Annotated in this window: 22 protein-coding genes; 14 read left to right on the forward strand and 8 right to left on the reverse strand. The window is 71.0% G+C overall.

Translation table 11 applies throughout. From position 1 onward, the window contains the following. Positions 1-60 precede the first annotated feature (60 nt). The gene (gene trxA, locus ACIO9J_RS21305; RefSeq protein ID WP_402001623.1) at positions 61-444 is read right to left on the reverse strand and encodes a thioredoxin; all 384 of its coding nucleotides are present in this window, start codon (positions 442-444) and stop codon (positions 61-63) included. Positions 445-609: 165 nt separating this feature from the next. On the opposite strand from trxA, the gene ACIO9J_RS21310 reads away from it, so the two are divergent. From ACIO9J_RS21310 to crcB, 3 genes are all read left to right on the forward strand, one after another. Continuing rightward, entirely contained in the window at positions 610-2,034 is a 1,425-nt protein-coding gene (locus ACIO9J_RS21310; RefSeq protein ID WP_402001626.1) for a dihydrolipoyl dehydrogenase family protein, read from the forward strand. Positions 2,035-2,214: 180 nt separating this feature from the next. Then, positions 2,215-2,733 carry a fluoride efflux transporter FluC gene (locus ACIO9J_RS21315; protein ID WP_402001629.1) on the forward strand — a complete coding sequence of 173 codons (519 nt, stop codon included), beginning with the start codon at positions 2,215-2,217 and terminating at the stop codon, positions 2,731-2,733. After that, positions 2,730-3,104: a fluoride efflux transporter CrcB gene (crcB, locus tag ACIO9J_RS21320; RefSeq protein WP_402001631.1), complete on the forward strand. Its 375-nt coding sequence runs from the start codon at positions 2,730-2,732 to the stop codon at positions 3,102-3,104. The genes ACIO9J_RS21315 and crcB overlap by 4 nt, the downstream gene beginning before the upstream one ends. A 7-nt stretch (positions 3,105-3,111) precedes the next feature. On the opposite strand, the gene ACIO9J_RS21325 is transcribed toward crcB, so the two are convergent. Further along, positions 3,112-3,675, reverse strand: coding sequence for a dihydrofolate reductase family protein (locus tag ACIO9J_RS21325; protein WP_402001634.1), 564 nt, complete (start codon positions 3,673-3,675; stop codon positions 3,112-3,114). A gap of 55 nt (positions 3,676-3,730) precedes the next feature. After that, the gene (locus ACIO9J_RS21330) at positions 3,731-4,504 is read right to left on the reverse strand and encodes an NAD(P)-binding domain-containing protein (RefSeq protein WP_402001637.1); all 774 of its coding nucleotides are present in this window, start codon (positions 4,502-4,504) and stop codon (positions 3,731-3,733) included. Between the two features lie 364 nt (positions 4,505-4,868). Here ACIO9J_RS21330 and ACIO9J_RS21335 point away from each other — a divergent pair, with 364 nt between their 5' ends. Further along, positions 4,869-6,170 carry a phosphatase PAP2 family protein gene (locus ACIO9J_RS21335; RefSeq protein ID WP_402001640.1) on the forward strand — a complete coding sequence of 434 codons (1,302 nt, stop codon included), beginning with the start codon at positions 4,869-4,871 and terminating at the stop codon, positions 6,168-6,170. 42 nt (positions 6,171-6,212) lie between these two features. Here ACIO9J_RS21335 and ACIO9J_RS21340 read toward each other — a convergent pair whose 3' ends face one another. Beyond that, positions 6,213-7,469, reverse strand: coding sequence for a glycosyltransferase family 4 protein (locus ACIO9J_RS21340; protein WP_402001643.1), 1,257 nt, complete (start codon positions 7,467-7,469; stop codon positions 6,213-6,215). Between the two features lie 218 nt (positions 7,470-7,687). Here ACIO9J_RS21340 and ACIO9J_RS21345 point away from each other — a divergent pair, with 218 nt between their 5' ends. Both ACIO9J_RS21345 and ACIO9J_RS21350 read left to right on the forward strand, forming a co-directional pair. After that, entirely contained in the window at positions 7,688-8,425 is a 738-nt protein-coding gene (locus ACIO9J_RS21345; protein ID WP_402001646.1) for a response regulator transcription factor, read from the forward strand. 8 nt (positions 8,426-8,433) lie between these two features. After that, positions 8,434-9,885, forward strand: coding sequence for an ATP-binding protein (locus ACIO9J_RS21350; RefSeq protein WP_402001649.1), 1,452 nt, complete (start codon positions 8,434-8,436; stop codon positions 9,883-9,885). 51 nt (positions 9,886-9,936) lie between these two features. Here the strand turns inward: ACIO9J_RS21350 and ACIO9J_RS21355 are convergent, their stop codons facing one another. Then, positions 9,937-10,278, reverse strand: coding sequence for a tetratricopeptide repeat protein (locus ACIO9J_RS21355; RefSeq protein WP_402003536.1), 342 nt, complete (start codon positions 10,276-10,278; stop codon positions 9,937-9,939). A gap of 141 nt (positions 10,279-10,419) precedes the next feature. Here ACIO9J_RS21355 and ACIO9J_RS21360 point away from each other — a divergent pair, with 141 nt between their 5' ends. Next, positions 10,420-11,250: an alpha/beta fold hydrolase gene (locus ACIO9J_RS21360; RefSeq protein ID WP_402001652.1), complete on the forward strand. Its 831-nt coding sequence runs from the start codon at positions 10,420-10,422 to the stop codon at positions 11,248-11,250. Between the two features lie 16 nt (positions 11,251-11,266). Further along, positions 11,267-12,127, forward strand: coding sequence for a helix-turn-helix domain-containing protein (locus tag ACIO9J_RS21365; RefSeq protein WP_402001655.1), 861 nt, complete (start codon positions 11,267-11,269; stop codon positions 12,125-12,127). Positions 12,128-12,598: 471 nt separating this feature from the next. On the opposite strand, the gene ACIO9J_RS21370 is transcribed toward ACIO9J_RS21365, so the two are convergent. Next, positions 12,599-13,291, reverse strand: coding sequence for an NAD-dependent epimerase/dehydratase family protein (locus ACIO9J_RS21370; protein ID WP_402001658.1), 693 nt, complete (start codon positions 13,289-13,291; stop codon positions 12,599-12,601). A 256-nt stretch (positions 13,292-13,547) separates the two neighbouring features. Here ACIO9J_RS21370 and ACIO9J_RS21375 point away from each other — a divergent pair, with 256 nt between their 5' ends. Then, positions 13,548-14,480 carry an endo-beta-N-acetylglucosaminidase H gene (locus tag ACIO9J_RS21375; protein WP_402001661.1) on the forward strand — a complete coding sequence of 311 codons (933 nt, stop codon included), beginning with the start codon at positions 13,548-13,550 and terminating at the stop codon, positions 14,478-14,480. 112 nt (positions 14,481-14,592) lie between these two features. Here the strand turns inward: ACIO9J_RS21375 and ACIO9J_RS21380 are convergent, their stop codons facing one another. Beyond that, positions 14,593-16,848, reverse strand: a complete 2,256-nt coding sequence (locus tag ACIO9J_RS21380; protein ID WP_402001663.1) for a glycosyl hydrolase family 18 protein — start codon at positions 16,846-16,848, stop codon at positions 14,593-14,595. A gap of 675 nt (positions 16,849-17,523) precedes the next feature. On the opposite strand from ACIO9J_RS21380, the gene ACIO9J_RS21385 reads away from it, so the two are divergent. Next, positions 17,524-18,282, forward strand: coding sequence for a trypsin-like serine peptidase (locus tag ACIO9J_RS21385; protein WP_402001666.1), 759 nt, complete (start codon positions 17,524-17,526; stop codon positions 18,280-18,282). Positions 18,283-18,317: 35 nt separating this feature from the next. On the opposite strand, the gene ACIO9J_RS21390 is transcribed toward ACIO9J_RS21385, so the two are convergent. After that, the gene (locus ACIO9J_RS21390) at positions 18,318-19,244 is read right to left on the reverse strand and encodes a LysR family transcriptional regulator (RefSeq protein WP_402001669.1); all 927 of its coding nucleotides are present in this window, start codon (positions 19,242-19,244) and stop codon (positions 18,318-18,320) included. A 192-nt stretch (positions 19,245-19,436) separates the two neighbouring features. Here ACIO9J_RS21390 and dnaE point away from each other — a divergent pair, with 192 nt between their 5' ends. From dnaE to ACIO9J_RS21410, 4 genes are all read left to right on the forward strand, one after another. Continuing rightward, positions 19,437-23,042, forward strand: a complete 3,606-nt coding sequence (gene dnaE / locus ACIO9J_RS21395; protein WP_402001672.1) for a DNA polymerase III subunit alpha — start codon at positions 19,437-19,439, stop codon at positions 23,040-23,042. 47 nt (positions 23,043-23,089) lie between these two features. Continuing rightward, positions 23,090-23,692, forward strand: a complete 603-nt coding sequence (locus tag ACIO9J_RS21400) for a hypothetical protein (RefSeq protein WP_402001674.1) — start codon at positions 23,090-23,092, stop codon at positions 23,690-23,692. A 94-nt stretch (positions 23,693-23,786) separates the two neighbouring features. Beyond that, complete coding sequence (locus ACIO9J_RS21405) at positions 23,787-24,866, forward strand: hypothetical protein (RefSeq protein ID WP_402001677.1); 1,080 nt, start codon at positions 23,787-23,789, stop codon at positions 24,864-24,866. Between the two features lie 149 nt (positions 24,867-25,015). Beyond that, complete coding sequence (locus tag ACIO9J_RS21410) at positions 25,016-25,459, forward strand: cupin domain-containing protein (RefSeq protein ID WP_402001680.1); 444 nt, start codon at positions 25,016-25,018, stop codon at positions 25,457-25,459. The last annotated feature ends 40 nt before the right edge of the window (positions 25,460-25,499 follow it).

A 25,499-nucleotide genomic window follows, 5' to 3' on the forward strand; every position in this document is an offset into this window, starting at 1 on the left:
CCAAACGAAAGACCCTAGCCCGCGGCCGCTCCCGGGCCCCGGCAGGGCCCGGGGTGCGGCTCACTGCTCCTGCTGCTTGGCCTGCTCCTCGGCGACCTGGCGGCGGACCTCTTCCATGTCCAGCTTCCTGGCCTGGCCGATGACGTCCGTCAGGGCGGCCTCGGGCAGCGCGCCGGGCTGGGCGAACACCGCGACCTGGTCACGGATGATCATCAGCGTCGGAATCGACTGGATGTTGAACGCGGCGGCCAGCTCCGGCTGGGCCTCCGTGTCGACCTTGGCGAAGACCAGGTCGGGGTTGGCCTCCGCGGCCTTCTCGTAGACCGGGGCGAACTGACGGCACGGCCCGCACCACGACGCCCAGAAGTCGATCAGGACGAATCCGTTGTCCGTGACCGTCTGGTCGAAGTTCTCCTTGGTGAGCTCCACGGTCGAGCTGCTCATGGTGTTCCCTACTTCCTGATATCGGGCGTAGCCGCTGTGCACAACCGCCGGTGGGACGGACGTATTCCGACCGTCCCCGCGCGCGAGACTCCCGCGCGCGACACCGGGGCGTTCCGCGCGCGTACCCGTGTGGCCACGGCGCACACCTGCGGAGAGACTGTCCTTATGACGGATGCCATCACGTACGACGTAGTAGTCATCGGAGCGGGCCCCGTGGGGGAGAACGTCGCCGACCGGGCCAGGGCCAACGGGCTCAGCGCCGCGATCGTGGAGAGCGAGCTCGTGGGCGGGGAGTGTTCGTACTGGGCGTGCATGCCGAGCAAGGCGCTGCTGCGCCCCGTCATCGCCCGCGCCGACGCCCGCCGCACCCCGGGACTGCGGCAGGCCGCGCAGGCTCCCCTGGACGCCGCGGAGGTCCTCGCGCACCGCGACGACTACACCTCGCACTGGAAGGACGACGGCCAGGTCGGCTGGCTGGAGGGCGTCGGCGTCGACCTGTACCGCGGGCACGGCCGCATCGCGGGCCCCCGCAAGGTCACGGTCACCGGCCGGGACGGCACCGAACGGACCCTGGAGGCACGCCACGCGGTCGCCGTCTGCACCGGCACCCGCGCGGCCCTTCCCGACCTGCCCGGACTCGCCGATGTCGAGCCCTGGACCAGCCGCGAGGCGACCAGCGCCGACCACGTGCCCGGCCGCCTGATCGTGGTGGGCGGGGGAGTCGTCGCCGTGGAGATGGCCACGGCCTGGCAGGCGCTGGGTTCGGCGGTCACCGTCCTGGTGCGCGGCGGCGGCCTGCTGCCCCGCATGGAGCCGTTCGCCGGCGAGCTGGTGCGCGATGCGCTGACCGAGGCGGGCGCACAGGTGCGCGACGGCGTCTCCGTCACGGCCGTACGCCGCGAGAACGGCACGGTCGTCGCGACCCTGGACAACGGCGAGACGCTCGAAGCCGACGAGATCCTCTTCGCCACGGGACGCGCGCCGCGCACCGACGACATCGGCCTGGAGACGGTGGGCCTCGAACCCGGCTCCTGGCTGTCCGTCGACGAGAGCCTGCGGGTCGAGGGCAGCAGCTGGCTGTACGCGGTGGGCGACGCGAACCACCGGGCGCTCCTCACCCACCAGGGCAAGTACCAGGCCCGCGTCGCGGGCGCCGCGATCGCCGCCCGCGCCCAGGGCGTACCGCTCCTGGAGACCGACCGCTGGGGCGCCCACGCGGCCACCGCCGACCACGACGCGGTCCCCCAGGTGGTCTTCACCGACCCCGAGGCGGCGTCGGCGGGCCTGACGCTCGCGGAGGCGGAGGCGGCGGGCCACCGCGTCCGGGCCGTCGACTACGACATGTCGGGCGTCGCGGGCGCGGGGCTCTACGCCGACGGCTACCGCGGCAAGGCCCGCATGATCGTCGACCTCGACCGCGAGGTGCTCCTCGGCGTCACGTTCGTCGGCCCCGGCGTGGGCGAACTCATCCACTCGGCGACCGTCGCGGTGGCGGGCGAGGTCCCCGTCGACCGGCTCTGGCACGCGGTTCCCTCCTACCCGACGATCAGCGAGGTGTGGCTGCGGCTCCTGGAGACGTACCGGGGCTGAGGGGCCCCGGCTCCGTGGCGCGGCCCCGGCGCGGGCGGCTAGCCTGGACACGGCGGCGCTCTCCACCGGGCACCGCGCGGCGGTGGGGCCCGCCGTACCCGAACCGCGGCACGCACGCCGCCGACGGTCCCTACTTGCGAACGAGTGCGCCCGGTCACGGGCGACGCGAGTAGGAGGCACATGCCCAGGCAAGACCCGCGGCCCGCGGCGGTGGACGCACGCTCTCAGAACACGGCGCACACGGAACCCACGGACCCCGACGTCGACCTGTCCGTGCCCGCGCAGCGGCGTGAGTTCGCGCGCGGGCAGGGCGGCATCCTCGCGGCGGTCGCCGTCGGCGGAGCGCTCGGCGCCACCGCACGCTACGCCGCGACCCTCCTCTGGCCGGCCGCGTCCGGCGGCTTCCCCTGGGCCACGCTCGTGGTGAACGCCCTCGGCTGCGCGCTGATCGGCGTCCTGACGGTCCTCGTCACCGAGGTCTGGACGGTCCACCGGCTGGTGCGGCCCTTCCTCGGCACGGGCGTGCTCGGCGGCTTCACCACGTTCTCGACGTACGCGGTGGACATCGAACGACTCATCAGCGGCGGCTACGCCCGCACGGGCCTCGCCTACCTCGCCCTGACCCTGCTCGCGGCCCTGGCGGCCGTGACGTGCGCGGTGTGGACCACGCGCCGCCTCACCGGCGGGAGGCCGCGATGAACTGGCTGCTCGTCGTCGCGGGCGCGATGATCGGCGCCCCGCTGCGCTATCTGACGGACCGGGCCGTGCAGGCCGGACAGGGCACCGCCTTCCCGTGGGGGACCCTCACCGTGAACGTCGCGGGCTGCCTCGTCCTCGGCGTCGTCACGGGAGCGGTGGCGGCGGGCGCCGTCTCCTCGCAGACCCAGCTGTTCGTCGGCACCGGCCTGTGCGGCGCCCTCACCACGTACTCGACCTTCTCGTACGAGACGCTGCGCCTGGCCGAGGAGGGCGCGGCGTTCTCCGCGGTGGCCAACGCGGTCGGCAGCGTCGTCGCGGGCCTCGGCGCCGCCTTCGTCGGGGTGGCCGTCGCCGAGGCCCTGTGGCTGTGACGCGCGGCTAGCCGGGGAGCGCGTACCGGAGCAGGACGACGCCGTTGCCGAAGGTCCGCGTCTCGGCCAGCCGCAGATCGGCGTGGACGTCCGCGGCCTGGAACATCGCCGTGCCGCGGCCGATGACGACGGGGTGGACGTAGACGCGGATCTCGTCGATCAGGCCCTGGCGCAGGAAGGACGTGGCGAGCCGGGCGCCGCCGAGCCCGATGTCCCCGCCCGGCCGTTCCTTGAGCGCCCGGATCTCCTCGGGCGCGACCTCCCGCAGGATCGTGGTGTTCCAGCCCGCCTCCTCCAGGCTCCGTGAGACCACGTACTTGGGCATGTCGCGCCAGATCGCGGCGAACTCCCGCACGGGCGCGCTGTTCGACGGGTCGGCGTCGGCGTCCGGCCAGAAGCCCGCCATGAGCTCCCAGGTGACCCGGCCGTCGATGAACGCGCCCATCGCCCGGGACTCGTCGTTGAAGTGCTGGTGCAGTTCCTCGTCGACGAGATGCCAGTCGAGATCGCCGCCCGGACCCTCCATGAAGCCGTCGAGGGACATCGACATCATCCAGATGATCTTGCGCATGACGCTCCTTGGTCCGGTGGTCCGTGGTCCGGTGGGTACGGGGCCGTCGCCGCGACTACCTCAGATGCTCCAGCAAGCCGTTGAGCGCCGTGGTCAGGGACGCGGCATTCGAGGCGTCGAACCGCGTGGTGCGGATGCGCTCGTTGCTGCCCTTCGGAGTCTCGTGATCACCCGCGAGCTGCTTCAGTGAGCGGGTGTCGTCGCCCAGGGAGCGCCCGACGCCCTGGAAGAGGCCGCGGACGTAGCGGTCGGCCTCCTTTGCCGGGATGCCCTGTCGCGCCGCCCAGTCGGTGAGCGTGGCCAGGTACCAGTAGTGGGTGGTCAGGGTGCCCGTCAGGGTGGAGAAGACGGCGAAGTCCGCCTCGTCCGCGACGGGCAGCGCCCCGCCGAGGCGGTCGAAGAGGGCGTCGACGGCCGGGTGGGAGGGGCAGGTCACGGTGACGGAGCGGCGCTCGCGCACGGTGGGCAGCGGGATGGTGCGCACCACCGGGGCTTCGGTGCCGAGCGTCCTGCGCAGCTCGTCGATGCCGACCCCGGCCACGGCGCTGACCACGATCTTGTCGGCGTCGACCCGGAGCCCCGCGAGGGCCGCGCGGTCCTGGGGGCGGACCGCGATGATCACCAACTCGGAGCGGTCCACCACGTCCTGGTTGTCGGCGCACACCCGCGCGTTCGGATACCGCTGGGACAGTTCGGCGGCCGCGCGGGCGCCCCTCGGCGAGAGATGAATCTCAGGAGCGTCCTCGACGCCGTCGCTCAGGCCCTCCACGACGGCCCGGCCCAGCTCGCCCACGCCGATGATCCCGATGCTCTCCACTGCGCTGTCCACTGCGTCTCCTCGTCGTCACGGGTGGTGTCGGAGGGGCGCTGGTCAACCCCTCGGCCGGGGTCGCCGGGTGATCCGTGCGTGCGATTCGGCGACCGAACACGATCTTCGTGCCCGCTTCATTTCCTGGTGGTTGCTTCCGCGAGGCGAATGTGTGGGGGATCTCACCTGACGCAACCGGCGAAATACACCCGCAGGGCTCCGATAACATGATCGAACTCACAACGATGGCCCAGATCGCCGTACAGCACTAGAAATCCATGCTATCTAGCGCGAATAGTGAGCTATTTTCCCAAAACCTAACAAATCGGTCATGGAATTGATATCTAGAGCACCGCGGAATCCTTCGCGAAAAGACAGCACGAACATGCTCGCCGCGCTGCGCCGCCCGCGGGTGATCCTGTGGACCGCGGCCGTCGTCGTGGCCCTCGGGTTCATCGTGGCGCTGGAGATCGCCGCGCGGCACTACGGCGTACCCGGGCCGATCACCAACCAGGCGCGCGAGGTGATCTTCGCCCCCAAGTCAGGGCCGCTGCTCTACGCCAGCATGGGGCTGATGATGGTCGTCCTGACCTGGCGCGAACGGTTCATCGCCGTCGGCGTCGCGGTCGGCATAGACCTCGTCTTCTTCCTGGTGCGCTGGCTGGTCGACGCCAGGATGATGTTCGGCAACGGCGCGCTGTGGGTGATCCTGGGCTGCGCGGTCATCGCCGTCACCCGCCGGACGGGCAACGAACGGGTCCTCCTCCTGAAGGGCGTCGGCCTCGGACTGCTGCTCGTGGCGGGCCGCAAGACCGGTGACACCTGGCTGCTCATCACGTCGAAGACCCGCCCCGTGGTGCTCGACCAGTACGTGGCGACCGCCGACCACGCGCTGGGCAACCCGTCGTGGGTGGTGGGCCGGATCATCAGGGCCTCGGGCCCGGTCGGCTCCCACGTCCTGGACTGGGTCTACATCCAGCTCGCGGTGGCCGCGGTCGCCGTCGCGCTGTACCAGCTGCGGCATGTGGCCCGGGACCGCCGCTTCCCCGGCCACCACCTGGTGCGGACCTTCCTGGTCATCGGGCTGCTCGGCCCCGGCATCTACATGATCTTCCCGGTGGTCGGGCCGATCTTCGCGTACGGCGGGGACGGCGGGCAGTGGGCGGTGGCCAACCTGTGGCCGGACACCCCGCCGCCGATGAACCTCCCGCAGCACATGCCGTTCAACGAGATCACCCCGCGCAACTGCATGCCCAGCCTGCACACCGCGTGGGCCACGTCGATCTTCATACACTCCCGCAGAGGCCCGCGCGCGCTGCGGTACGCGGGCACGTTCTGGCTGATCGCCACGCTCGGCGCGACGCTGGGCTTCGGCTACCACTACGGCGCGGACATCGTCGCCGGCGTGGTGTTCACGCTCACCATCGAGTCCGCCCTGCGCGCGTACGACCGCGGCTGGGAGCGGTCCAACGTCCAGCTGGTCGTCCACGGCGCGGTGGTCTTCACCGCGCTCCTGGTGTCGTACCGCTACCTGCCGACGGAGATGGCCGACTACCCCTGGGTGTTCGGACCGCTGATCATCCTCTCGATGGTCTCGGTGATCTACGGCTACATGCGGGTCAACAGGGCGTGGGAGCCGAAGACCGCACCGGTCCTGAAGCCGGAACCGCAGCCCGAACTCGTCTGAGCCGAGGGCCACGCCGCCTCGCGTGAGCGGGGCGGCGCGGCGTCAGGCGGCGGGCGCGCGGCGGGGCAGGACCGACCTGTACGCGCGGCGGGCCGCGCGGACGCGGGCCCCCGCCCACGCCCTGACCCGGGCACGGGCGCGCCGTACCGCGCGCCCGTGCCGCGTCGCCCGCAGTTCGGCGAAGAGGGCCTCGTGCCGCCCGACGATCGGCTCGGGGTCGAACCGGTGGGCGCTGCGCAGGGCGGCCGCGCCCATCGCACGGCGCAGCGGCGCGTCCTCGATCAGCTCCACGATGGCCTTGGCGAGCGCGTGGCCGTCGCCGGTCGGCACGAGACGGCCGTCGTGCCCGTCCTCGATGATCTCCGCGGGTCCCAGCGGGCAGTCGGTGCTGACCACCGGCAGACCGCAGCGCATCGCCTCGACGAGCGTCATCCCGAAGGACTCGGCGTCGGAGGCCGACGCGACCAGGGACGCCTTCCTGAACTCCTTCTCGATCGGTGAGCGCACCCCCATGAGCGTGACGTGCGCACCGAGTCCGAGGCCGTCGATCATCTCCTGAAGGCCCGCCTTGGCGGGGCCGCCGCCGTAGATCCGCAGCTGCCAGTCGGGATGCAGCGCGGCGACCGCGGAGAACGCCTCCACCAGCAGATCGAACCGCTTGCCCGGCACGAGCCGCCCCGCGGCGGCGACCACCTTCGACGAGCCCTCCGCGGGCACCTCCGGGGGAGCGGGGACGATGTTCGGCACCGCGACGACCCTGACCCCGGGCAGCGCCATCCGCGCGCGGTAGACGGCCGCGTCCGCCTCCGTGGTGGTCACCACCGCGTCGAGCCCCCGGTAGTGGCGTGCGAGGACGGCCCGCAGCCGCTTGCTGTGCGCGTCGTGGCGCAGATGCTCCTGGGCGATGCGCAGCGCCCCGCGCCTTCCGAACAGGGCGAGATACACGTTGAGCCCCGGCCGGGTGCCGATGACGACGTCCGCGTCGCAGCCGCGCAGGAACTCCGCCACGCGTACGTCATGGAGGCGGGTGTACTGGTGGTGGCGCCGGTCGGCCTCGGGAAAATCCCGCGCGGGCTCGGCGAACAGTGGGTCGGCCATGTCCGTGCCGCCCACCCGGGTGTCCACGAGCGGCACCAGGGTGATGCGCGGATCCACCGTGAAGCGCGGCGCCTCGCGGTGCCGCGACAGCGACACCACCTGGACCTCGTGCCGGTCGGCGAGCGCGGCCGCGAGGTTCAGGGTGGTGCGGATGGTGCCGCCGACGCCGTAGGCGTTGTGCAGCAGGAACACGACCTTCATGTGGTGCTTTCCCCTGGTGGAATGGGCGAACTGGGCAGAAAGGGCGGGAGGGACGGAAGAGGCGGGGCGGAACGGGGCCTCACCCTGGCACCGCGGGGTAAGCCGAAGGACCGCCGATGGTGAGAGGCGGGTAAGAACGCGGGTGAGAGCCGGGTGAGAAGAACCGCCCCCGGCCCCCGGGGGACGGCAGGAGCGGGCCGGCTTGGCAGACTGGCCGGATGCCCCACACCGTGCTGCTCGCCGAGGACGACCGCGCCATCCGCCATGCCGTCGAGCGCGCGCTGACCCTTGAGGGGTACGAGGTCACGGCCGTCGCCGACGGCATCCAGGCGCTCGCCACCGCCCATCGGCGGCCGCCGGACATCCTCGTGCTCGACGTGATGATGCCCGGCATCGACGGCCTCCAGGTCTGCCAGGTGCTGCGCGCCGAGGGCGACCGCACGCCGATCCTGATGCTCACCGCCAGGGTGGAGACCGCCGACCGGATCGCCGGGCTCGACGCGGGGGCCGACGACTACGTGGCCAAGCCGTTCGAGATCGAGGAGGTCTTCGCCCGGCTCCGGGCGCTGCTGCGCAGGGTCGACACCGACGCGCCCTTCGGCAGGGCGGGGACGGGGACGGCCGAGTCGGGCGACGTCCCGGTCGCGGCGGCCGACCTGATCACTGCGGCCGACCTCAGGATCGACCCGCGGGCCCGCCGGGTCTGGCGCGGCGGCGCCGAACTCGACCTCACCCGCACGGAGTTCGACCTCCTTGAGCTGCTCGCCCGCAACAGCGGGATCGTCCTCGACCACACGGCCATCTACGACCGCATCTGGGGCTACGATTTCGGGCCCAGCTCCAAGAACCTCGCGGTGTACGTCGGCTATCTGCGCCGCAAGCTGGACGTCGTCGCCGGCGCGGCGCCACTGATCCACACGGTGCGCGGCGTCGGATATGTCCTCAGGGAGTCCTGAACCAGCACATGCGCACGCCTCGCCCCTTCAGCGTCCCCCGTCTCTTCCGCCTCCTCCGTCTCCCGCGTCGCTCGCGCACCAGTCTGCGCACGACCTTCGCCGCCTCGTTCGCGGCGGTCGCCGCCGCGGTGACGCTCCTCGTCGGCCTGCTCAGCTACGACGCGGCGGCCCAACTCGTGCGCAGGGACCAGCAGTCGGTCTTCGCCGAGGTCGTCGGCGACCTGCGCTCCCAGGTGCGCCACCGCAGCCTGGACGCCGAGGACTACGCCACCGGGGACCTCGACCACGACGGGCTGCGCGACGATCTGACCCGGCCCACCCGGGCCGACGTCCAGGTGCTCGCTGCGGACGGCCGGATCGTCGACCGGGGGAGCCGTGAGCTGCCGGTCGAGGAGACGGAACGCGTGCTCACGACCGACCCGGAGCCCGGCAAGGTGGCGCGCCGTGACATCGAGATCGACGGCGAGGACTACCGGCTCGCGACGGTCGCGCTCGGTGGTGGCAGGGGCGCGGTGCAGGTGGCGCAGCAGTTCAGCGACACCGAGGACCTCCTGGAGGACCTCCAGGACCGCACGCTCCTGTTCGCCCTCCTGGTGGTGGTCGCCGCGGGCCTGTTCGGCTGGTGGCTGGCCCGCCGCATCACCGGCCGTCTCGTACGGCTCGCGCACGCGGCGGAAGGCGTCGCCGCCACCGGCCGCGTCGACATCCAGGTGCCGGTCGTCGGGCGCGACGAGGTGGGCAGGCTCGGCCGGTCCTTCGACCACATGCTCGGCCGGCTCGCCAGGGCCGAGGACGACCAGCGCCGCCTGGTCCAGGACGCGGGCCACGAACTGCGCACCCCGCTCACCTCGCTGCGTACGAACATCTCGCTGCTGCACCGCATCGACGAACTGCCGCCCGGCGCGCGGGCCGAACTGGTCGCCGACCTCGCCGAGGAGTCCCGCGAACTGACCGATCTGGTCAACGAGTTGGTCGATCTGGCCGCGGGCAGGCCGGACGACGAGCGGACCGAGGAGCTGACGCTCGCCGACGTGGCGCGGGAGGCGGCGGCCGTGGCCAGGCGCCGCACCGGCCGCACGATCACCCTGCGGGCCGAGGAGCCGCAGGTCTTCGAGGGGCGGCCCGCCGCGCTCCAGCGGGCCGTCACCAACCTCCTGGAGAACGCGGCCAAGTTCGACCGGGAGGGCACCGAGCCCATCGAGATCGTCGTCGAGGGGCGCCGTCTCGCGGTCCTCGACCGCGGCCCCGGCATCGCCGCGGCGGATCTGGACCACGTCTTCGACCGCTTCTACCGCGCCCCGGGCGCCCGCAGCCTGCCGGGTTCGGGCCTCGGCCTCTCCATCGTGCGGGAGGTGGCCACCACCCACGGCGGCACGGTCTTCGCCGAGGCGCGCGACGGCGGTGGAGCGGCGATCGGTTTCCTGGTGGGGGACGCGGAAGGGGCCTCCGGCGGAGGCTGAGGCGTCACCGCCCCGCTCTCCACCGAAGGCCCCGACGGGCTCACCGGCCCTTCAGGCCTGGACCGCGTCCCCGGTCAGCGCCGCCGCCATCCGGAGATGCGGCGCCGCGTCCGCCTGCCGGCCCTGGCGCTCCAGGGTGCGGCCCAGCATCAGCCGCGCGTAGCTCTCGACCGGGTCGAGCGCGACGACCTTGAGCAACTCGGTCTCGGCGCGCAGCAGTTGAGCCGAGTGGTAGTAGGCGCGCGCCAGGAGCAGACGCGGGGCGACCTGCTCGGGCACCTCGTCGGCCAGGGCGTGGAGGATCCGCGCCGCCGTGGCGTACTCCTTGGCGTCGAAGAACTGCCGCGCGCGCTCCCAGCGCTCCGCCGCGGTTCCGTGGTCGTAGTAGGTCATTCCCCTGTTCTGCTCCACTGTCTGCCTCCTTCAGTGGGCTCCAACGACCTCGGGTAATTGAATATTCCACCACTGGGTGGGGGCGGGTCACCGCGACATATGTACAAGACCGGCCCTCGGCGGGCCGCGCATCATCCCGTCATGAGTGAACACGACACCGCGTACGCGCACCCGATGCACGTGGTCCACGACGGACCGCGCAAGGCGCCCCCGCTGCTCCTGATCCACGGCTCCGGGGCCTCGGGCGCCACCTGGAACCCGATGGTCGCGGCTCTCGCCGACCGTCATCACGTCGTCCGGGTCGACCTGCCGGGCTGCGGGAACTCCCCGCCCGCCCCTTCGTTCGACGTGCCCGCACAGGCCGAGCGGGTGGCGGCGGTGCTCGACGGACTCGGGCTCGGGCCCGTCGTCGTCGCCGGGCACTCCAGCGGCGGCTACGTCGCCACCGCGCTCGCCGAACAGCGCCCCGACCTGGTCCGCTCGCTCGCGCTGATCAGCACGGGCCCGAGCCCCGGCGCGCTCCTCGGCCAGCCGCTCCTGCTGCGGGTCCTGCTGGCCCCGCCGCTCGGCCCGCTGCTGTGGGCGAGGCGCTCGGACGCGATGATCCGCAAGGGGCTGAGCGTGACGGCCGCGCGCCCGGTCGACATCCCCGACGACGTGGTCGCCGACCTGCGGAGCACCACGTACCGCACGACCAGGGCCGTGCTGAACCGCAACGGCGCCTACCTCGCCGAGCGCGGCGTGCCCGAGCGCCTCGCCGGCCTCGGCATTCCGCTGCTGGTGGTCTTCGGCGCGGCCGATCCGCGCTGGGACCCGAAGTCGGCACACGAGTACGCGGTGGTGCCGAACGCGCGGATCGAACTGCTGCCGGGTATCGGGCACTTGACCATGCTCGAGGAACCGGCGAGGACCGGTGAACTGCTCCTGGACTTCACGGCCACTGGCGCCGGCCTGCCGCCGGTACGTCCCTGAGATCTAGAGTGGTCAGATGCTGCCGACGGGGGCACCGCCCGACTGGACGAGCGTGGAGATCGCCACTCCGCGCCCGTCACTCCGGCTGCCGGGGATCAGCATGGCCGGATTCCGCGCGTGCGCTCCTTCGCCCGTGGACATCGCCATGGTCGCGCATCCCTGCCTCACCCTGCTCTTCGATCTGGGCGGGAGCGCGGGAGAGGGGCTCGTCCACGAGGCGCGCGAGTGGCACGGGCGCGGCAGCATCGCCGTCGGGCTCCTGCCCGGCGAACTCCGGCTGGGCGGCCGGGTGGGCGAGTGCCTCCAGATCCGTGTCGACCCGGTGGTGGCCGCCGCCGCGTTCGGTGCCGCCGCCGAGCTGGGCGGGACGGTGGCGTCCTTCGAGGACGTCTGGGGCCGGGGCGCCGGGCGGGCCGAGGGCCGGCTGCGCGCCGCCGGGTCGTGGGACGAGCGGTTCACGATCGCGGTGGACCTGCTCGGCCGACGCCTCGACGCCCGGCCCGGGGCCGATCCGGAGGTCGCCGAGGCCTGGCGGCGTACGCGCGGCCGTCGGGGTCTCGTACGGGTCGACGGCCTGGCGGACGAGCTCGGCTGGAGCCGCAAGCGCCTGTCGGCCCGGTTCCGCTCCCAGCTCGGCATCGCCCCCAAGCGCGCCGCGCGGCTGGTGCGCTTCGACCACGCGGTCCATCTGCTCGCGGCGGGCCGGGACGTCGCGCGCGTGGCCGCCGAGAGCGGCTACGTCGACCAGCCCCATCTCCACCGCGAGGTCAAGGCGTTCACCGGGCTCACGCCCACGGCAGCGGCACTCGCGCCGTGGCTCGCGATCGACGACATCGCGTGGCCGCCGCCGCCCCGCGACTCCGTGGCGGGCGTCTGACACGTCCTCGTCTCGCGCTGAACGGCCTGCCGGGGCCGGCGAGTTTGCGATCAGCCACGCGCCGGTCGTTCAAGTGCGGTAGGCGTCCGGCGTCTTGACGGTACGAGGTCCCGCCCTGCTCACACCGGCAGCCGTACGCCTCCCGTACTCCTGGTCCCGTCGGGGCCGCATCGCCGACTGTGCGGCCCCGACCACCGCTCTCCCGTGGGGCCCGGCGCGCGACTTCCGCGCCAGGCCGAACGGCGGAGGGCGCCCCGCGCGAGAGCCATGAGGGAGCCGTGCCCCTCGCGCACCGACGGCCGTCATCACCTGGGTGAGGGCGACCGTCCCCTGCCGGGGCCACACCTTCAGCACCGGCCACGGCCCCTGTCGCGAAATTACCGCCGACGGGCGGCCGCGCCCGCGTTCTTGACGCAACGCGCTTCCTCTCCATGCCTGCGCATTGCCATGTGCCGCCGGGGGAGGGAGCGGTCAGCCGGTCGCGCGGGCCCCGGCAAGGAGCGCCGAGATCCCGTGCCGGGGCCGGTAGCCGAGCACCGACTCGGCCCGCTCCGACACGTACACCCGGTCGATCGAGGCGGGCAGCTCCCATCCCGACCGCGCGAATCCGGCCGCCACTTGGGGAAGCCGCCGGGTGATGAGCGTGGCCGGATCGAGCCACAGCTCCTTCCGGTCCGCCGCCCGCCACGGATACGGCCCGGCGATGTTCAGCACCCCGTCCGCCCCCTCGGGGGCGTGGACGGCGAGTAGATGGGCCTCGGTCACGTCGGCCAGATCCACACCCCGGTACAGGCGGTGCCTGGCGAGCACCGCAGGCGGCTCCGGGAAGCTCCGGGCGATGCGCAGACACAGCGTGCTCATCGTGACCGGCGTGCGCGTGCCCGCCGCGCCGCTCGTGCCGCTCGCGGAGAGCGCCAGGTGTTCGGCCGCGAGCTTCGTCTCGTCGTAGATGTCACGCGGACGGCAGGTGACGTCCTCGGTGACCCGGACCGCGCCGTCCTTCGGCACGAGCGCGTGCCCGTACACCGAGGTCGAGCTCGTGTACACGAAACGGCTCACCCCCGCAGCGGCCGACGGCAGGCGGTCGACGCCGACGACCGGGCGGCCCAGGGCCCGCAGCCCGCGCACGACCGCCGAACCGACCAGCCCCGCGGACCCGGTCACCACGACATGCCTCGACGATCTCTCCGACGGCACTGACGCGCATGGCGTGAACGACATGAACACCCTCCCCGGTGCGAAACGGACGCCCCAACTCCCGTGCTCCGACCCCATGGTGCGATGCGGCATGCGTAGGAATTGTGAAGATCTCTCGCTTGATTCTCCAGATTCGGTCAGGTGAGCGGAAAACTCTGAGGGCTCACTCGGCGCTTTCGAAACAGGTCGGGCGCCGACCCATGCGATGGGAGAACGATCAACGATGTTCACTCTGGTACGGAGCAGAGTGCGGGTGGCCGCGCTCGCGCTCTCGGCCGTCGCGGCCCTCGCCTTCGGCACGACCGCAACGACCGCCACGGCCGACGCGGCAGCCGCCCCCGCTCCCGCGCCCGCGAAACAGGGACCGACCTCGGTGGCGTACGTCGAGGTGAACAACAACAGCATGCTCAACGTCGGCAAGTACACCCTCGCCAACGGCGGCGGCAACGTGTTCGACGTCGCCGTGATCTTCGCGGCGAACATCAACTACGACACGAGCAAGAAGGCGGCGTACCTGCACTTCAACGAGAACGTGCAGCGCGTTCTCGACAACGCCGCCACCCAGATACGCCCGCTCCAGCAGAAGGGCATCAAGGTCGTCCTCTCGGTGCTCGGCAACCACCAGGGCGCGGGCTTCGCCAACTTCCCCTCCCAGCAGGCGGCTTCGACGTTCGCGAAGCAGCTGTCGGACACCGTGACCAAGTACGGCCTGGACGGCATCGACTTCGACGACGAGTACGCCGAGTACGGCAACAACGGCACGGGCCAGCCCAACGCCAGTTCCTTCGTGCACCTGGTGTCGGCGCTGCGCGCGAACATGCCGAACAAGATCATCAGCCTCTACAACATCGGCCCGGCCGCGTCGCGCCTCTCCTACGGCGGCGTCGACGTCTCCTCCAAGTTCGACTACGCCTGGAACCCGTACTACGGGAGCTGGCAGGTCCCCGGCATCGCGCTGCCCAAGTCGAAGCTGTCGCCCGCGGCCGTCGAGATCGGCGGGACCTCGCAGAGCACGTCGGCCAGCCTCGCCCGCCGCACCGTCAGCGAGGGCTACGGCGTCTATCTGACGTACAACCTCGACGGCACCGACCGCAGCGCCGACGTCTCCGCGTTCACCAAGGAGCTGTACGGCAGCAACGCCGTCTACAAGCCGTGAGGTGACCGTGCGATCCGCACCTTCGACAACGATGTCGGGGCGCGCTCGCCCGTGATCCCGGCGCCTGGTGAGGGGCCGCCCCGGAGGGTTCCGGGGCGGCCCCGATCCATGGCTACTTCAGGCCGCGGTCCAGGGCGTTGAACAGGATGTTGTTCGAGGTGTCTCCGGACATCTCCCAGATCATGCCGCCGAGCAGACCCTTGGACTTGATGTACTGGGTCTTCTTCTCGATGGACCAGGCGTCGTCGAAGGACCACCACTGGCCGTTCGCCCCGGTGTAGCCGTACGTGGAGACGGACTGCTCGTCGTGGTAGACGGTCAGGTTCGGGAAGCTCGCGACGAGGTTGTCGTAGCCGCGGGTGCCCGCCTCCTCCTGGAACTGGCCGGGCGCGGCGCCGTTGGCGCTCTGCCACTCGCCGTGCGCGCCGCCGTCGGCGACCTGCTGCCAGCCGCGCCCGTAGAACGGGAAGCCGATGGTCAGCTTGCGCGGCTTGATGCCCTGGTCGGTGTACACCTTGACCGCGTCGTCGATGCTGAAGTCGGTCGGGTACGGGCTCTGCGCGTCCTTGTACAGGTTGGCCTGGTGTCCCGTGCGGTTGGGTTCCCAGGAGTTGTCGCTGCCCGCGCCGTGGAAGTCGTAGCCCTGGACATTGCCGAAGTCCAGGTACTTGAAGACCTCCTTGAGGTCCCAGCCGTCGTTGATCTTCTTGGCGTCGGCCGGGGTGAAGGCGGTGAGCAGGCGGTGGCTGCCGCCGAGCGCGTCGAGCTGCTTGCGGAACTCGGCGATCAGCGCGGTGTTGTTGGCCTTGTCGTCCGTGCTCCAGTGGTTGCCGGGGTGGCCGTCCGGCGATCCGGGCCACTCCCAGTCCAGGTCGAAGCCGTCGAAGATCCCTGCGGCGACGCCGTCACCGCCCGCGCCGTTGTACGCGGGCAGGTTGCCCTTGATGTACATGTCGATGCAGGACTTGACGAACTTCTTCCGCGAGTCGTCCGTCTTGGCGACGTCGGAGAAGTACTTGGAGTACGTCCAGCCGCCGAGGGAGACGACCACCTTGAGGTTCGGGTGCTTGGCCTTGAGCTTCTTCAGCTGGTTGAAGTTGCCGCGCAGCTTGCCCCAGCCGTCGTCGGCGACGCCGTCCACGGACTGCCCGGCGGGGAAGGCCCTGCCGTAGTCCGCCTCCGCGTCCCCCGCCCCGTCGCCCTGGTTGGGGTCCTGTGGGTTCTGCGTGGTGCCCTTGGTGACGCCGTTGAGGCAGGTGAGGTTCTTGGGGTCGACGTTGGCGAAGGCGTAGTTGATGACGTCGAGCTTGCCGGCGGCGCCGGACGTCTCCAGATCCCTGACGAAGTACTGCCGCCCGTAGATGCCCCACTGCACGAAGTAGCCGACCTTGGCGTAACCGCCCTGGCCGACGGCCTCCTTGGTGGTGACGGACAGGGTGTTGCTCGCGGGCGATGCGTTGTCCGCGGCGTCCCTGGCCTTGACGGTGAAGGAGTACTCCGTGTCGGGCGTGAGCCCGGTAACGGAGCTGGTCAGGGTGTCGGCGGGCAGGCTCTCCAGGAGCGTCGTGCCGCGGTAGACGTCGTACGCCGCGACGCGCTGGTTGTCGGTCGCCGCGTCCCAGGAGAGCTTGACGGTGCTCGAAGTGACGTCACCGGCACGGAGGTTGCGGGGCGCGGTGGGCGGCACGGTGTCGGTGGCCGGGTCCACCGTGGTCGCGGTGACCGGGGCACTGGCCTCGCCGGTGTTGCCGCGCGAATCCTTGGCCCGGACGCTGAACTGGTAGGCGGTCGCCGGTTCCAGACCGCGCACGGTGGCCTGCGTGGTGGCGCTCGCCGCGACGACGGTGGTGCCGCGAAGGACCTCGTAGGAGGCGACGGGGAAGTCGCCCTGCGCGGCCGCCGTCCACTTCAGGCTGACCGTACGGGCGGTGGTGTCGGCGACGCCGAGCCCGGTGGGTGCCTTCGGAGGCACGGCCGCGGTGCCGTCGCACTTGTCGCCGTTGATGAGACAGCCGGTCGGTGCCTTGAGCGGGCCGCTGCCGCGGAAGGTGTAGCTGTACGGCTCGGTGTCGCGGCCCGCGGGGACCCGGGCGTTGTAGTACGCGGGCGTCACGACCACGTGCCTGCCCTTGATCTCGGCGGTGCCGTGGGTGTGGTCGCTGATGGTGACGCCGTCGGGCAGGTCGAATTCGAGGGACCAGGTGTCGACGGCGGTGTCGCCGCTGTTCTTCACGACGAACTTGCCGGTCCAGGACGAGCCGCTGCCCTCGCTGCTGAAGGTGGCGGTGAGCTTGGCGGCCGCGATGGCGGGTGCCGCGAACGAGGTGAGTCCGCCCAGCGCCAGCGCGAGGACGGCGAGGACGGCCATGAGGCGTCGGGGTAAGGCCAGGACCTCGCGAGGTCTGGCCGCTGATCTGAGTGGGGACACGGCTCTCCTTGGGGAGGTGAGGCGTCCGTCCGTGCCGGGCCTGCCGAGGCCGGGGTGCGGGGGCTTGTCGGGAGGCTCTCCTTCGGTTCGCGTCCGTGTGTCCGGGGCTGCCCCGGTGTACGAGGGCGGCGGCGGATGCGGGAACGGTCCGATGGTGCGGGGGTCGGACGCGCTTCCTGCGGTACAGACCTCTTAGAGAACCACCCTCCGTGAGCATGTCAACGCGGGTGATGAGGGCGGAGGACCGTACCAATGCGGGGTGCGCGACCCCTCTGCCGCGCTCCCGCGTCCGTAAAGGACTGGACCAATTCGGTGAGATTTTGCTTCACCTTGACTCGGTGTCAAGTCGATTCAGGTCTCAAGCCGCTGTGGCGAGGCATGAGTTGCCGAAGCGCCCGGCGTGCGCCAGGGCGCGGGAAGCGACAGGGCAACCGGTGTGCGTGCCACCGGAGTTGTGAGGGGGCGGTCAGGGGTACCAGGCGCGCCCATGTTCGACCGTTCATGCACTGGCCTGCGGGTATTCACCGTACGTCGGGATCTTATGTGTGTGGCGTCACAGAGAATCCTCAGATTCCTCGGGCATGCTTCCCGGCAACCGAGCGAGAGGAGCGAAGGATGGCGAAGGGCGCACGGCTGAAGTGGGTACGGCCGAAGCACGGACATCTGCGGGCACTGCTCGCCGTGGGTGCCCTGTTCTCGTGCCTCGCGCTCGCGGACAGCGACGCGCTGCCCCACTCCGCCACCGCCACCGTGCGGCCCACGTCGCCCGCCGGTGCGGCACGGGTCGGCGCCCTCTTCGACGGCGGCCTGGACGGGCACCACTTCTGCACCGCGTCCGTGGTGCACAGCAAGGGCCACGACCTCATCGTCACCGCGGGCCACTGCCTCAGTGACGGCAAGGGCGTCACCTTCGCCCCCGGCTACCACGACGGCAAGGCCCCCCACGGCCTGTGGAAGATCGACCGCGTCTACTCCGACGAGCACTGGTCGCACGACGAGGACGAGGACCACGACCTGGCCTTCGCCGTCCTCGAACCGCTGCACGGGCGCCGGATCGAGGACGTGACGGGGGCCAACATCCTGGACACGGCGGCGGGCACCGACCACCGCGTCACCGTCACCGGCTACCCCTCCGACGAGCAGACCCCGCGCACCTGCACCAGCACCGCGAACCGCTTCCGCGCGGGCCAGCAGCGCATCGGCTGCCCCGGCTTCAGCAGCGGCACCAGCGGCAGCCCGTGGGTCACCGCCGACGGCCATCTGATCGGCGTGCTCGGCGGCTACCACGGGGGCGGTGACACCCCCGACGTGTCGTACAGCGTGATCTTCGACGTCGAGGCGGCGGCCCTCTACGCCAAGGCCGTGCACAGCTGACGTGACACCCGGCGCGGCGCGCCGCTGACGCCGCCTCAGTCGGCCCACCTCGGTCTCCAGGTCCCGCTGTCCCTGCCGGGGTACGCGGCGCTGAGGTGGTCGCGCAGCGTGCTGAGGGCGGGGTGCGGATTGTCCGTGCGCCAGATCAGCGAGTGGGGGTAGACGGGAGTCGGATCGCGCAGCGGGATGCGCCGCAGGTCGTGCCCGGCGGGCCAGACCAGGGGAGTCTGCTCGCTGATGAACGTCGACAGCGTCGAGGAGTCCGCGATCGTGTCGAGGAGGTGCTCGACGCCGAAGTTCGGCCCTGTCGACTCCACGATCAGGCCGAACGCGGCGGCGAGTTCGTCGTAGTAGGCGGCCCACTCGGTGCCGGGCAGGTTGCCCGGCATCCAGATCCGGTGCCCGATGAGCTGGGCGGGGGCGACCGCGCGGGCGGTGGCGAACTCGTGCGCCGGTCCGGTGAACAGGTGCAGCGGTTCGTCGAAGACCGGTGTCGCCTCGACGCCTTCGGGGAGCCGGCGACCCGGCATCGTCACCGCGCGGAAGGTCGCGTCGATCGTCCCGGACAGGACGGCGGCGATCGCCGTGTCCCAGTCGAACAGGGTGACGACATCGAGCTCGGTCCCGGGATGGGCCCGGTGGAAGCCGCGCAGGAGCCCCGCCACCGAGAGGCGACGCCCGATCACGTCGACGCGCAGCGCCCGGTGTCCTGGCCGGACGGAGGCGATGGCCCGTTCCTCGGCCTGGAGGAGGAGCCGGGCGTACGGCAGGAACGCCTGCCCGTCGATGGTGAGCTCGGTGCGCCGCCCCCCACGGCTGAACAACGGCACGCCGAGCTGTCTCTCCAGCAGGGCGATGCGCTTGGAGACGGCCTGCTGTGTGATCGACAGGCTGACGGCGGCCTCCTGGAACTGCTCAGCCTCCACGACGGCGATGAAGGTGTGCACGGTGGTGAGGTCCATGCGGGCCAGGCTAAGGGAACAACCATTGGTTGTGTCATGCCGCCCAAATGGTTGTTTGATTCCGGCCGCTCCCGATCGCTTGGATGGCCGTGGCTGCCACGGGGACACCATCGCGGGCCGCTGAACCGCGCCGCCACCACGCCTCTGGACGGGTGGGGCCGTCCGCCCACTCGCTCCGGAGGTATCGCGCACGTGCCGGATTCCTTTGTCCACCTGCACAACCACACCGAGTACTCGATGCTCGACGGCGCGCAGAAGCTGACGCCGATGTTCGCCGAGGTGGCCCGCCAGGGGATGCCCGCCATCGCCATGAGCGATCACGGCAACATGTTCGGGGCCTACGAGTTCGCCCGGGTCGCGAAGGGCTTCGACGGCGTGCGGCCGATCATCGGCATCGAGGCGTACGTGGCGCCTTCCTCGCGGTTCGTCCGCAAGCAGGAGTTCTGGGGGCCGGGCGGCCGCCGCGCCGTGAGCGAGGACGGTGAGGGCTCCAAGGACGTCTCCGGCGGCGGCCGCTTCACGCACATGACCATGTGGGCGCGGAACGTCCAGGGCCTGCGGAACCTGTTCCGGCTCAGCACCCAGGCCAGCTACGAGGGCCAGTTCCCGTCCGGCAAGCCGCGGATGGACAGGGAGCTCATCGCCGAACGGCCCGACGGGATCATCGCCACCACCGGCTGCCCCTCCGGCGAGATCCAGACCCGCCTGCGGCTCCACCAGTACGCGGAGGCCAGGGCCGCCGCCGCGGCCTACCAGGACATCTTCGGGCCCGAGAACTACTTCCTGGAGCTGATGGACCACGGCCTCGACATCGAACGCGCGGTACGGGAGGGTCTGCTGCGCCTGGCCGAGGACCTGAACATCCCGCTCCTGGCGACCAACGACGCGCACTACGTCACCGAGGACCAGGCCGACGCCCACGACAGCCTGCTCTGCATCGGCGTCGGCAAGAACAAGGACGATCCCGGACGCTTCCGCTTCAACGGCTCCGGCTACTACCTCAAGACGGCCGCCGAGATGCGCGGACTGTTCTCGGAGCTCCCGGCGGCCTGCGACAACACCCTGCTGATCGCCGAACGCGTCGAGTCCTACGACGAGGTCTTCGACCACGTCGACGAGATGCCGCAGTTCCCCGACGTCCCCGCGGGCGAGACCCAGGAGTCCTGGCTGCGCAAGGAGACCCTCAAGGGGCTCGCGATGCGCTACGGGGACCCGGTCCCGCAGCACGTCCTGGACCGGTTCGAGACCGAGATGACGGTCATCGGCCCCATGGGCTTCAGCTCCTACTTCCTCGTCGTGGCGGACATCTGCCGCCACGCCAGGACCAACCGGATCCCCCTCGGCCCCGGACGAGGCTCGTGCACCGGCTCGATCGTCGCGTACGCCACCCGCATCACCGAACTCTGCCCCCTGGAGCACGGCCTCCTCTTCGAACGGTTCCTGAACCCCGAACGCATCAACCCTCCCGACGTGGACCTCGACTTCGACGACCGGCAGCGCGACCGGATGGTCCGCTACGTCACGGAGAAGTACGGCGAGGAGTACACCGCCATGGTGAACACGTTCGGCAGGATCAAGGCCAAGAACGCGATCAAGGACTCCTCACGCATCCTCGGCTACCCCTACGCGCACGGCGAGCGGATCACCAAGGCGCTGCCGCCGGACCAGAACGGCAAGCCCGCCCCGCTGGCCGCCCTCTTCGACACCTCCCACGAGCGGTACGACGAGGCCGGCGAGATCCGGCAGATGTACGAGAACGAACCGGACGTGCGGCGCGTCATCGACACCGCCCGCGGCGTGGAGGGCCTCACCCGCGGAACCGGCGTGCACGCCGCGGCGGTGATCCTCTCCAAGACACGGCTGACCGACCGCATCCCGCTGCACATGCGCGCCGCGGACGGAGTGAAGATCACCGGCTTCGACTACCCGTCCTGCGAGGACATGGGCCTGGTCAAGATGGACTTCCTGGGACTGCGGAACCTGGGCGTCATCGACCAGGCCATCGAGAACATCCGCGAGAACCGGGGCGTCAGCCTCGCCACGGTGGACCCGCTGGACGGTGACACCTCCGCCGCCGTCATCCCGCTGGACGACGCCAGGACGTACCGGCTGCTGGCCGAGGGCAATACGTTCGGTGTCTTCCAGCTCGACGGCGGCGGCATGCGCGTGCTCCTGAAGCAGATGGAACCCACCCGGTTCGAGGACATCGCCGCGGTCAACGCCCTGTACCGGCCCGGCCCCATGGCCGCCAACGCGCACACCAACTACGCGTTCCGCAAGACGGGCCGCCAGGAGATCACCCCGATCCACCCCGAACTCCGCGAAGCCCTGGAGCCGATCCTCGGCAACACGTTCCATCTGCTCGTCTACCAGGAGCAGATCATGGGCATCGCCAGGTCACTGGCCGGATACACCCTGGGCGGCGCCGACCTGCTGCGCCGCGCGATGGGCAAGAAGAAGCCGGAGGTGCTGGCCGCGGAGTGGGACAAGTTCCACGACGGCATGCGCGGCAACGGATTCGGCGAGGAGGCCGTCAAGGCCCTGTGGGACGTCATGCTCCCGTTCTCCGGCTACGCGTTCAACAAGTCCCACACCGCCGGATACGGCCTCGTCTCGTACTGGACCGCCTACCTCAAGGCCAACTATCCGGCCGAATACATGGCGGCCCTGCTCACCTCGGTAGGCGACGACAAGGACAAGGCGGCGGTCTACCTCGCCGACGCCCGCAAGAACGGCGTGCGCGTCCTTCAGCCGGACGTGAACGAATCCGCCGCCGAGTTCACCGCTGTCGGCGACGACGTGCGCTTCGGGCTGCGATCCGTACGCAATGTCGGTGACCACGTCATCGGGGCCGTCATCGAAGCGCGCCGCCGCAAAGGGGAATTCACCACGTTCGCCGACTTCCTCGACAAGGCGGACCTGCCCGCACTGAACAAGAGGGCCGTCGAATCCCTCATCAAGGCGGGCTCCTTCGACTCCCTGAACCATTCACGCAAGGGCCTCACGGCCATTCACGAGGCAGCGATCGACGCGGTCATCCCCGTGAAGAAGGCGGCGAGTTACGGGCAGGACGATCTCTTCGCCGATCTCGCCGCACCGGGCGACGGAGGAATGGGCGAACCGGCGCCGCCCTTCGGCCTGGACTTCCCCGTCGACGAGACGGAGTGGCCCCGCAGGCAACTCCTGGCGACCGAACGCGACATGCTCGGCCTCTACGTCTCCGCCCACCCGCTGGACGGCGCCGAGCACATCCTCTCCGGCGCCAGGGACTGCTCGATCGCCGAACTGCTCGCGTCGGGACGCACTCACGGGGACGTCAGACTCTCCGGGCTGATCACCGGCATCCAGCTCAAGATGACCAAACAGGGCAATGCCTGGGCCATCGTGAACCTGACGGACCGCGACGCGGGCATCGAGGTCCTCTTCTTCCCCGCCTCCTACCAACTGGTGCGGCATGCGCTGGCCGAGGACAACGTCATCTCCGTCAAGGGGAAGATCGAGGACCGCGAGGGCACGGTGAACATCTTCGGCAGGGAACTCGTGGTCCTCGACGTCTCCTCCGCCGAGCACGGGGGAAAACCTCCGGTGCGGCTCAACCTCCCCCTCCACCGCATCACCGAGGAATCCGTGAAAGAGCTGAAACGCATCCTCTCGGACCACCCCGGCGACAGCCCGGTGCACCTCGCGGTCCGAGGCGCGCGCAAGACGACGGTCTACGCCCTCCAGGCCACGGTGGACGCCGCGTCCGCCGCCTCCGACGTGAAGGGCGCGTTCGGGGCCGATGCCTGGTCGGGTTGAATGGGCACACGCCACGAGATGAATGCCTGAATGAATGAAGGACGAGGATGAATTCGCCCCCTGTTCCGCTTGCCCCCGCGACATCGCGGAGCAGCCTCGCCCGTGCCGTCACCGATCTCCTCCAGCCTCGCAACGTGCTCGTGGCCGGGATGCTCGGGATCGGCGCCGTCGCGGGTGGGATCGCCGGTCTCGCGTGGGGACTTCTCGGTGCGCTCTGCGCGGGGCTCGTGCCCGCCGCCTATATCGAGTTCGAGCGGAAAAGGGGGACATGGGGCGACCGCCACGTGGTGGACCGGACGAAGCGGGCGCCCATCTTCCTCGTCATCCTGGCGTCCGTCGGAACCGGCGCGCTCCTGATGACGCTGGGGCACGCCCCCGCGGACGTGATCAGGGCCATGGTCGCGCTGTGGCTGATGACCGTCGTCCTGCTGAGCGTCAACACCGTCTGGAAGATCTCCGTCGACTCGGCCGTCGCCTCCGCGGTGGTCGCGCTGCTCGCCGTCGTGCACAGCCCGTGGTGGCTGGTCGCGTACGGCATGACCGTGGTCGTGTGCTGGTCGCGCGTGGCGCTGCGCTATCACAGCGTGTGGCAGACCGTGGCGGGCGCGACTTTGGGGGCGCTGACCACGGTCGCGTGGATCGGAACCTGACGTACTCCTGAAAGCGTCCCCGTTGTCGCGGTCATGCTCATAATGGCGGGACCGGAGACGGCACGGGGGACCGGGGACGGCAGGGGGGACCGGCATGAACGCACCCGACCTGGCGGCGATGGCCGCGCAGGCGCTCACCGCCGCGGCGTCGGGCGCCGCGAACACGGCGGCGTCGGAGCTCGTACGCGACAGGCTCGGCCGTTCCGCGCGCGGGCGGGCCGCCCTGGACGCGGTGGCAGAGGCACCGGATGACCCCGAGGCGAGCGGCAGCGCACGGGCAGCCCTCGCCGACGAGATCGACGCCGACGCCGAGTTCGCCGGACGGCTCGCCGTGCTGCTGCACGCGCCCTCGCACCAGTACACCGGCAGCGTCGTCATGACCGGCAGCAAGGTGACCCGCAGCCAGATAGCGCTCGGCCCGGTGACCATCAACAACACCCGTACCGGACGGCTGGCTCTGGTCACGGGCGTCCTGCTGGTGGTGCTGGTCGTCGGGATCGCCGTCTACGGAGCCGTGCGGCTGTTCGGCACCACGGACGGCGACGCCGACGATCCGCCGCGCGGTGGATCGTCGGCGAGCGCCGGGGAGCGATCCGGCGCCGGTGGCCGTACCGCCGCTCTCCCGCCCACGACCGAGACCGTCCGCCGGATCCTGCCGGACCGCGCCAGCATGGACACCACGGAGTTCCCCTGGGCGGGCGCACCCGAGGTCAGGACGTCGGCGGCCGGCCTCCCCCTCTGCCGGGCGGCACCCGCGTGCGAGAAGGGCGCCACCGCGGCGGGCGCGGTGGAGTTCGGCCGGGGCGAGGACAAGGGGGAGAACAAGGCCGAGTTCCTCGTCCTCGCGTTCCCGGACGAGGCCACCGCCCGCCTGGCGTACACCGACATCGTGCGGGACGTCGAAGAGGCCGACCGTGGCCACAACAACTTCCGCAAGACGGAGCTGGAGCGCAGGGGCGAGGAGAGCCAGGGCCTCGAAGGGGGCGGCCTCGACGCCGAGCGCGACCCGACCCCCTCGTTCGTCAACCGCGCCCTGATCTTCCGTCAGGGAGCCTTCATCGGCCTGGCGCACCAGCTGGACGATCCGACCGCACGGCGGGGCACGCGCATCCTCGACCTGTCCGCCGTACTCGCCGAGCGGGTCGCGAAGGCGGACGCGGGCAAGAACCCGTAGCGACGCGACGGCATTTGCCGTACCAGCAACCTCAATTGCCGTAATGCGTAAGGCTGGAGCACGCTGGATCCGGTCGGGCCGACACGGGGGAAGAGCCGGAGACGGCAGTCCTCCGCACGGTCGGGGAATCGGAATCGAGAGGCTGCACGATGAGTTTTCAGGACGGCGTCGGGACCGCACCGGGCCCCGACGGCAGCGCGCCGCTGAACAACCGTGTCCACCACGTCCGCACCGGCGAACTGGACGGCTTCGCCGCGATCAGCGGCAGCACGGTGGGCTCGAAGAAGCTGTGGATGGGCATGGTGGAGAACCCGCCGATGAGCTCGACGGACAACCACCACCACGGGGCCTCGGAGGCGGGGATCTACGTGGTCAGCGGCCACCCCGTGTTCGTCTACCACGACGGAACCCAGGAAGTACGCGTCGCCGCGGGCCCCGGCGACTTCTTCCTCGTGCCGCCGTTCGTCCCGCACCGGGAGGAGAACCCGGACCCGGAGGAGCCCGCGGTCGTCGTGATCGCCCGGACCACACAGGAGCCGATCAAGGTATCCGTGCCGGAGCTCTACCAGCTCACGGAGGCGAACGGGGCATAGCGGGGGCGGTGTTCCGGCCGGCGGTGCGGTGATCCGGCCT

The organism is Streptomyces sp. NPDC087300, assembly GCF_044744425.1.
GTDB lineage: Bacteria > Actinomycetota > Actinomycetes > Streptomycetales > Streptomycetaceae > Streptomyces.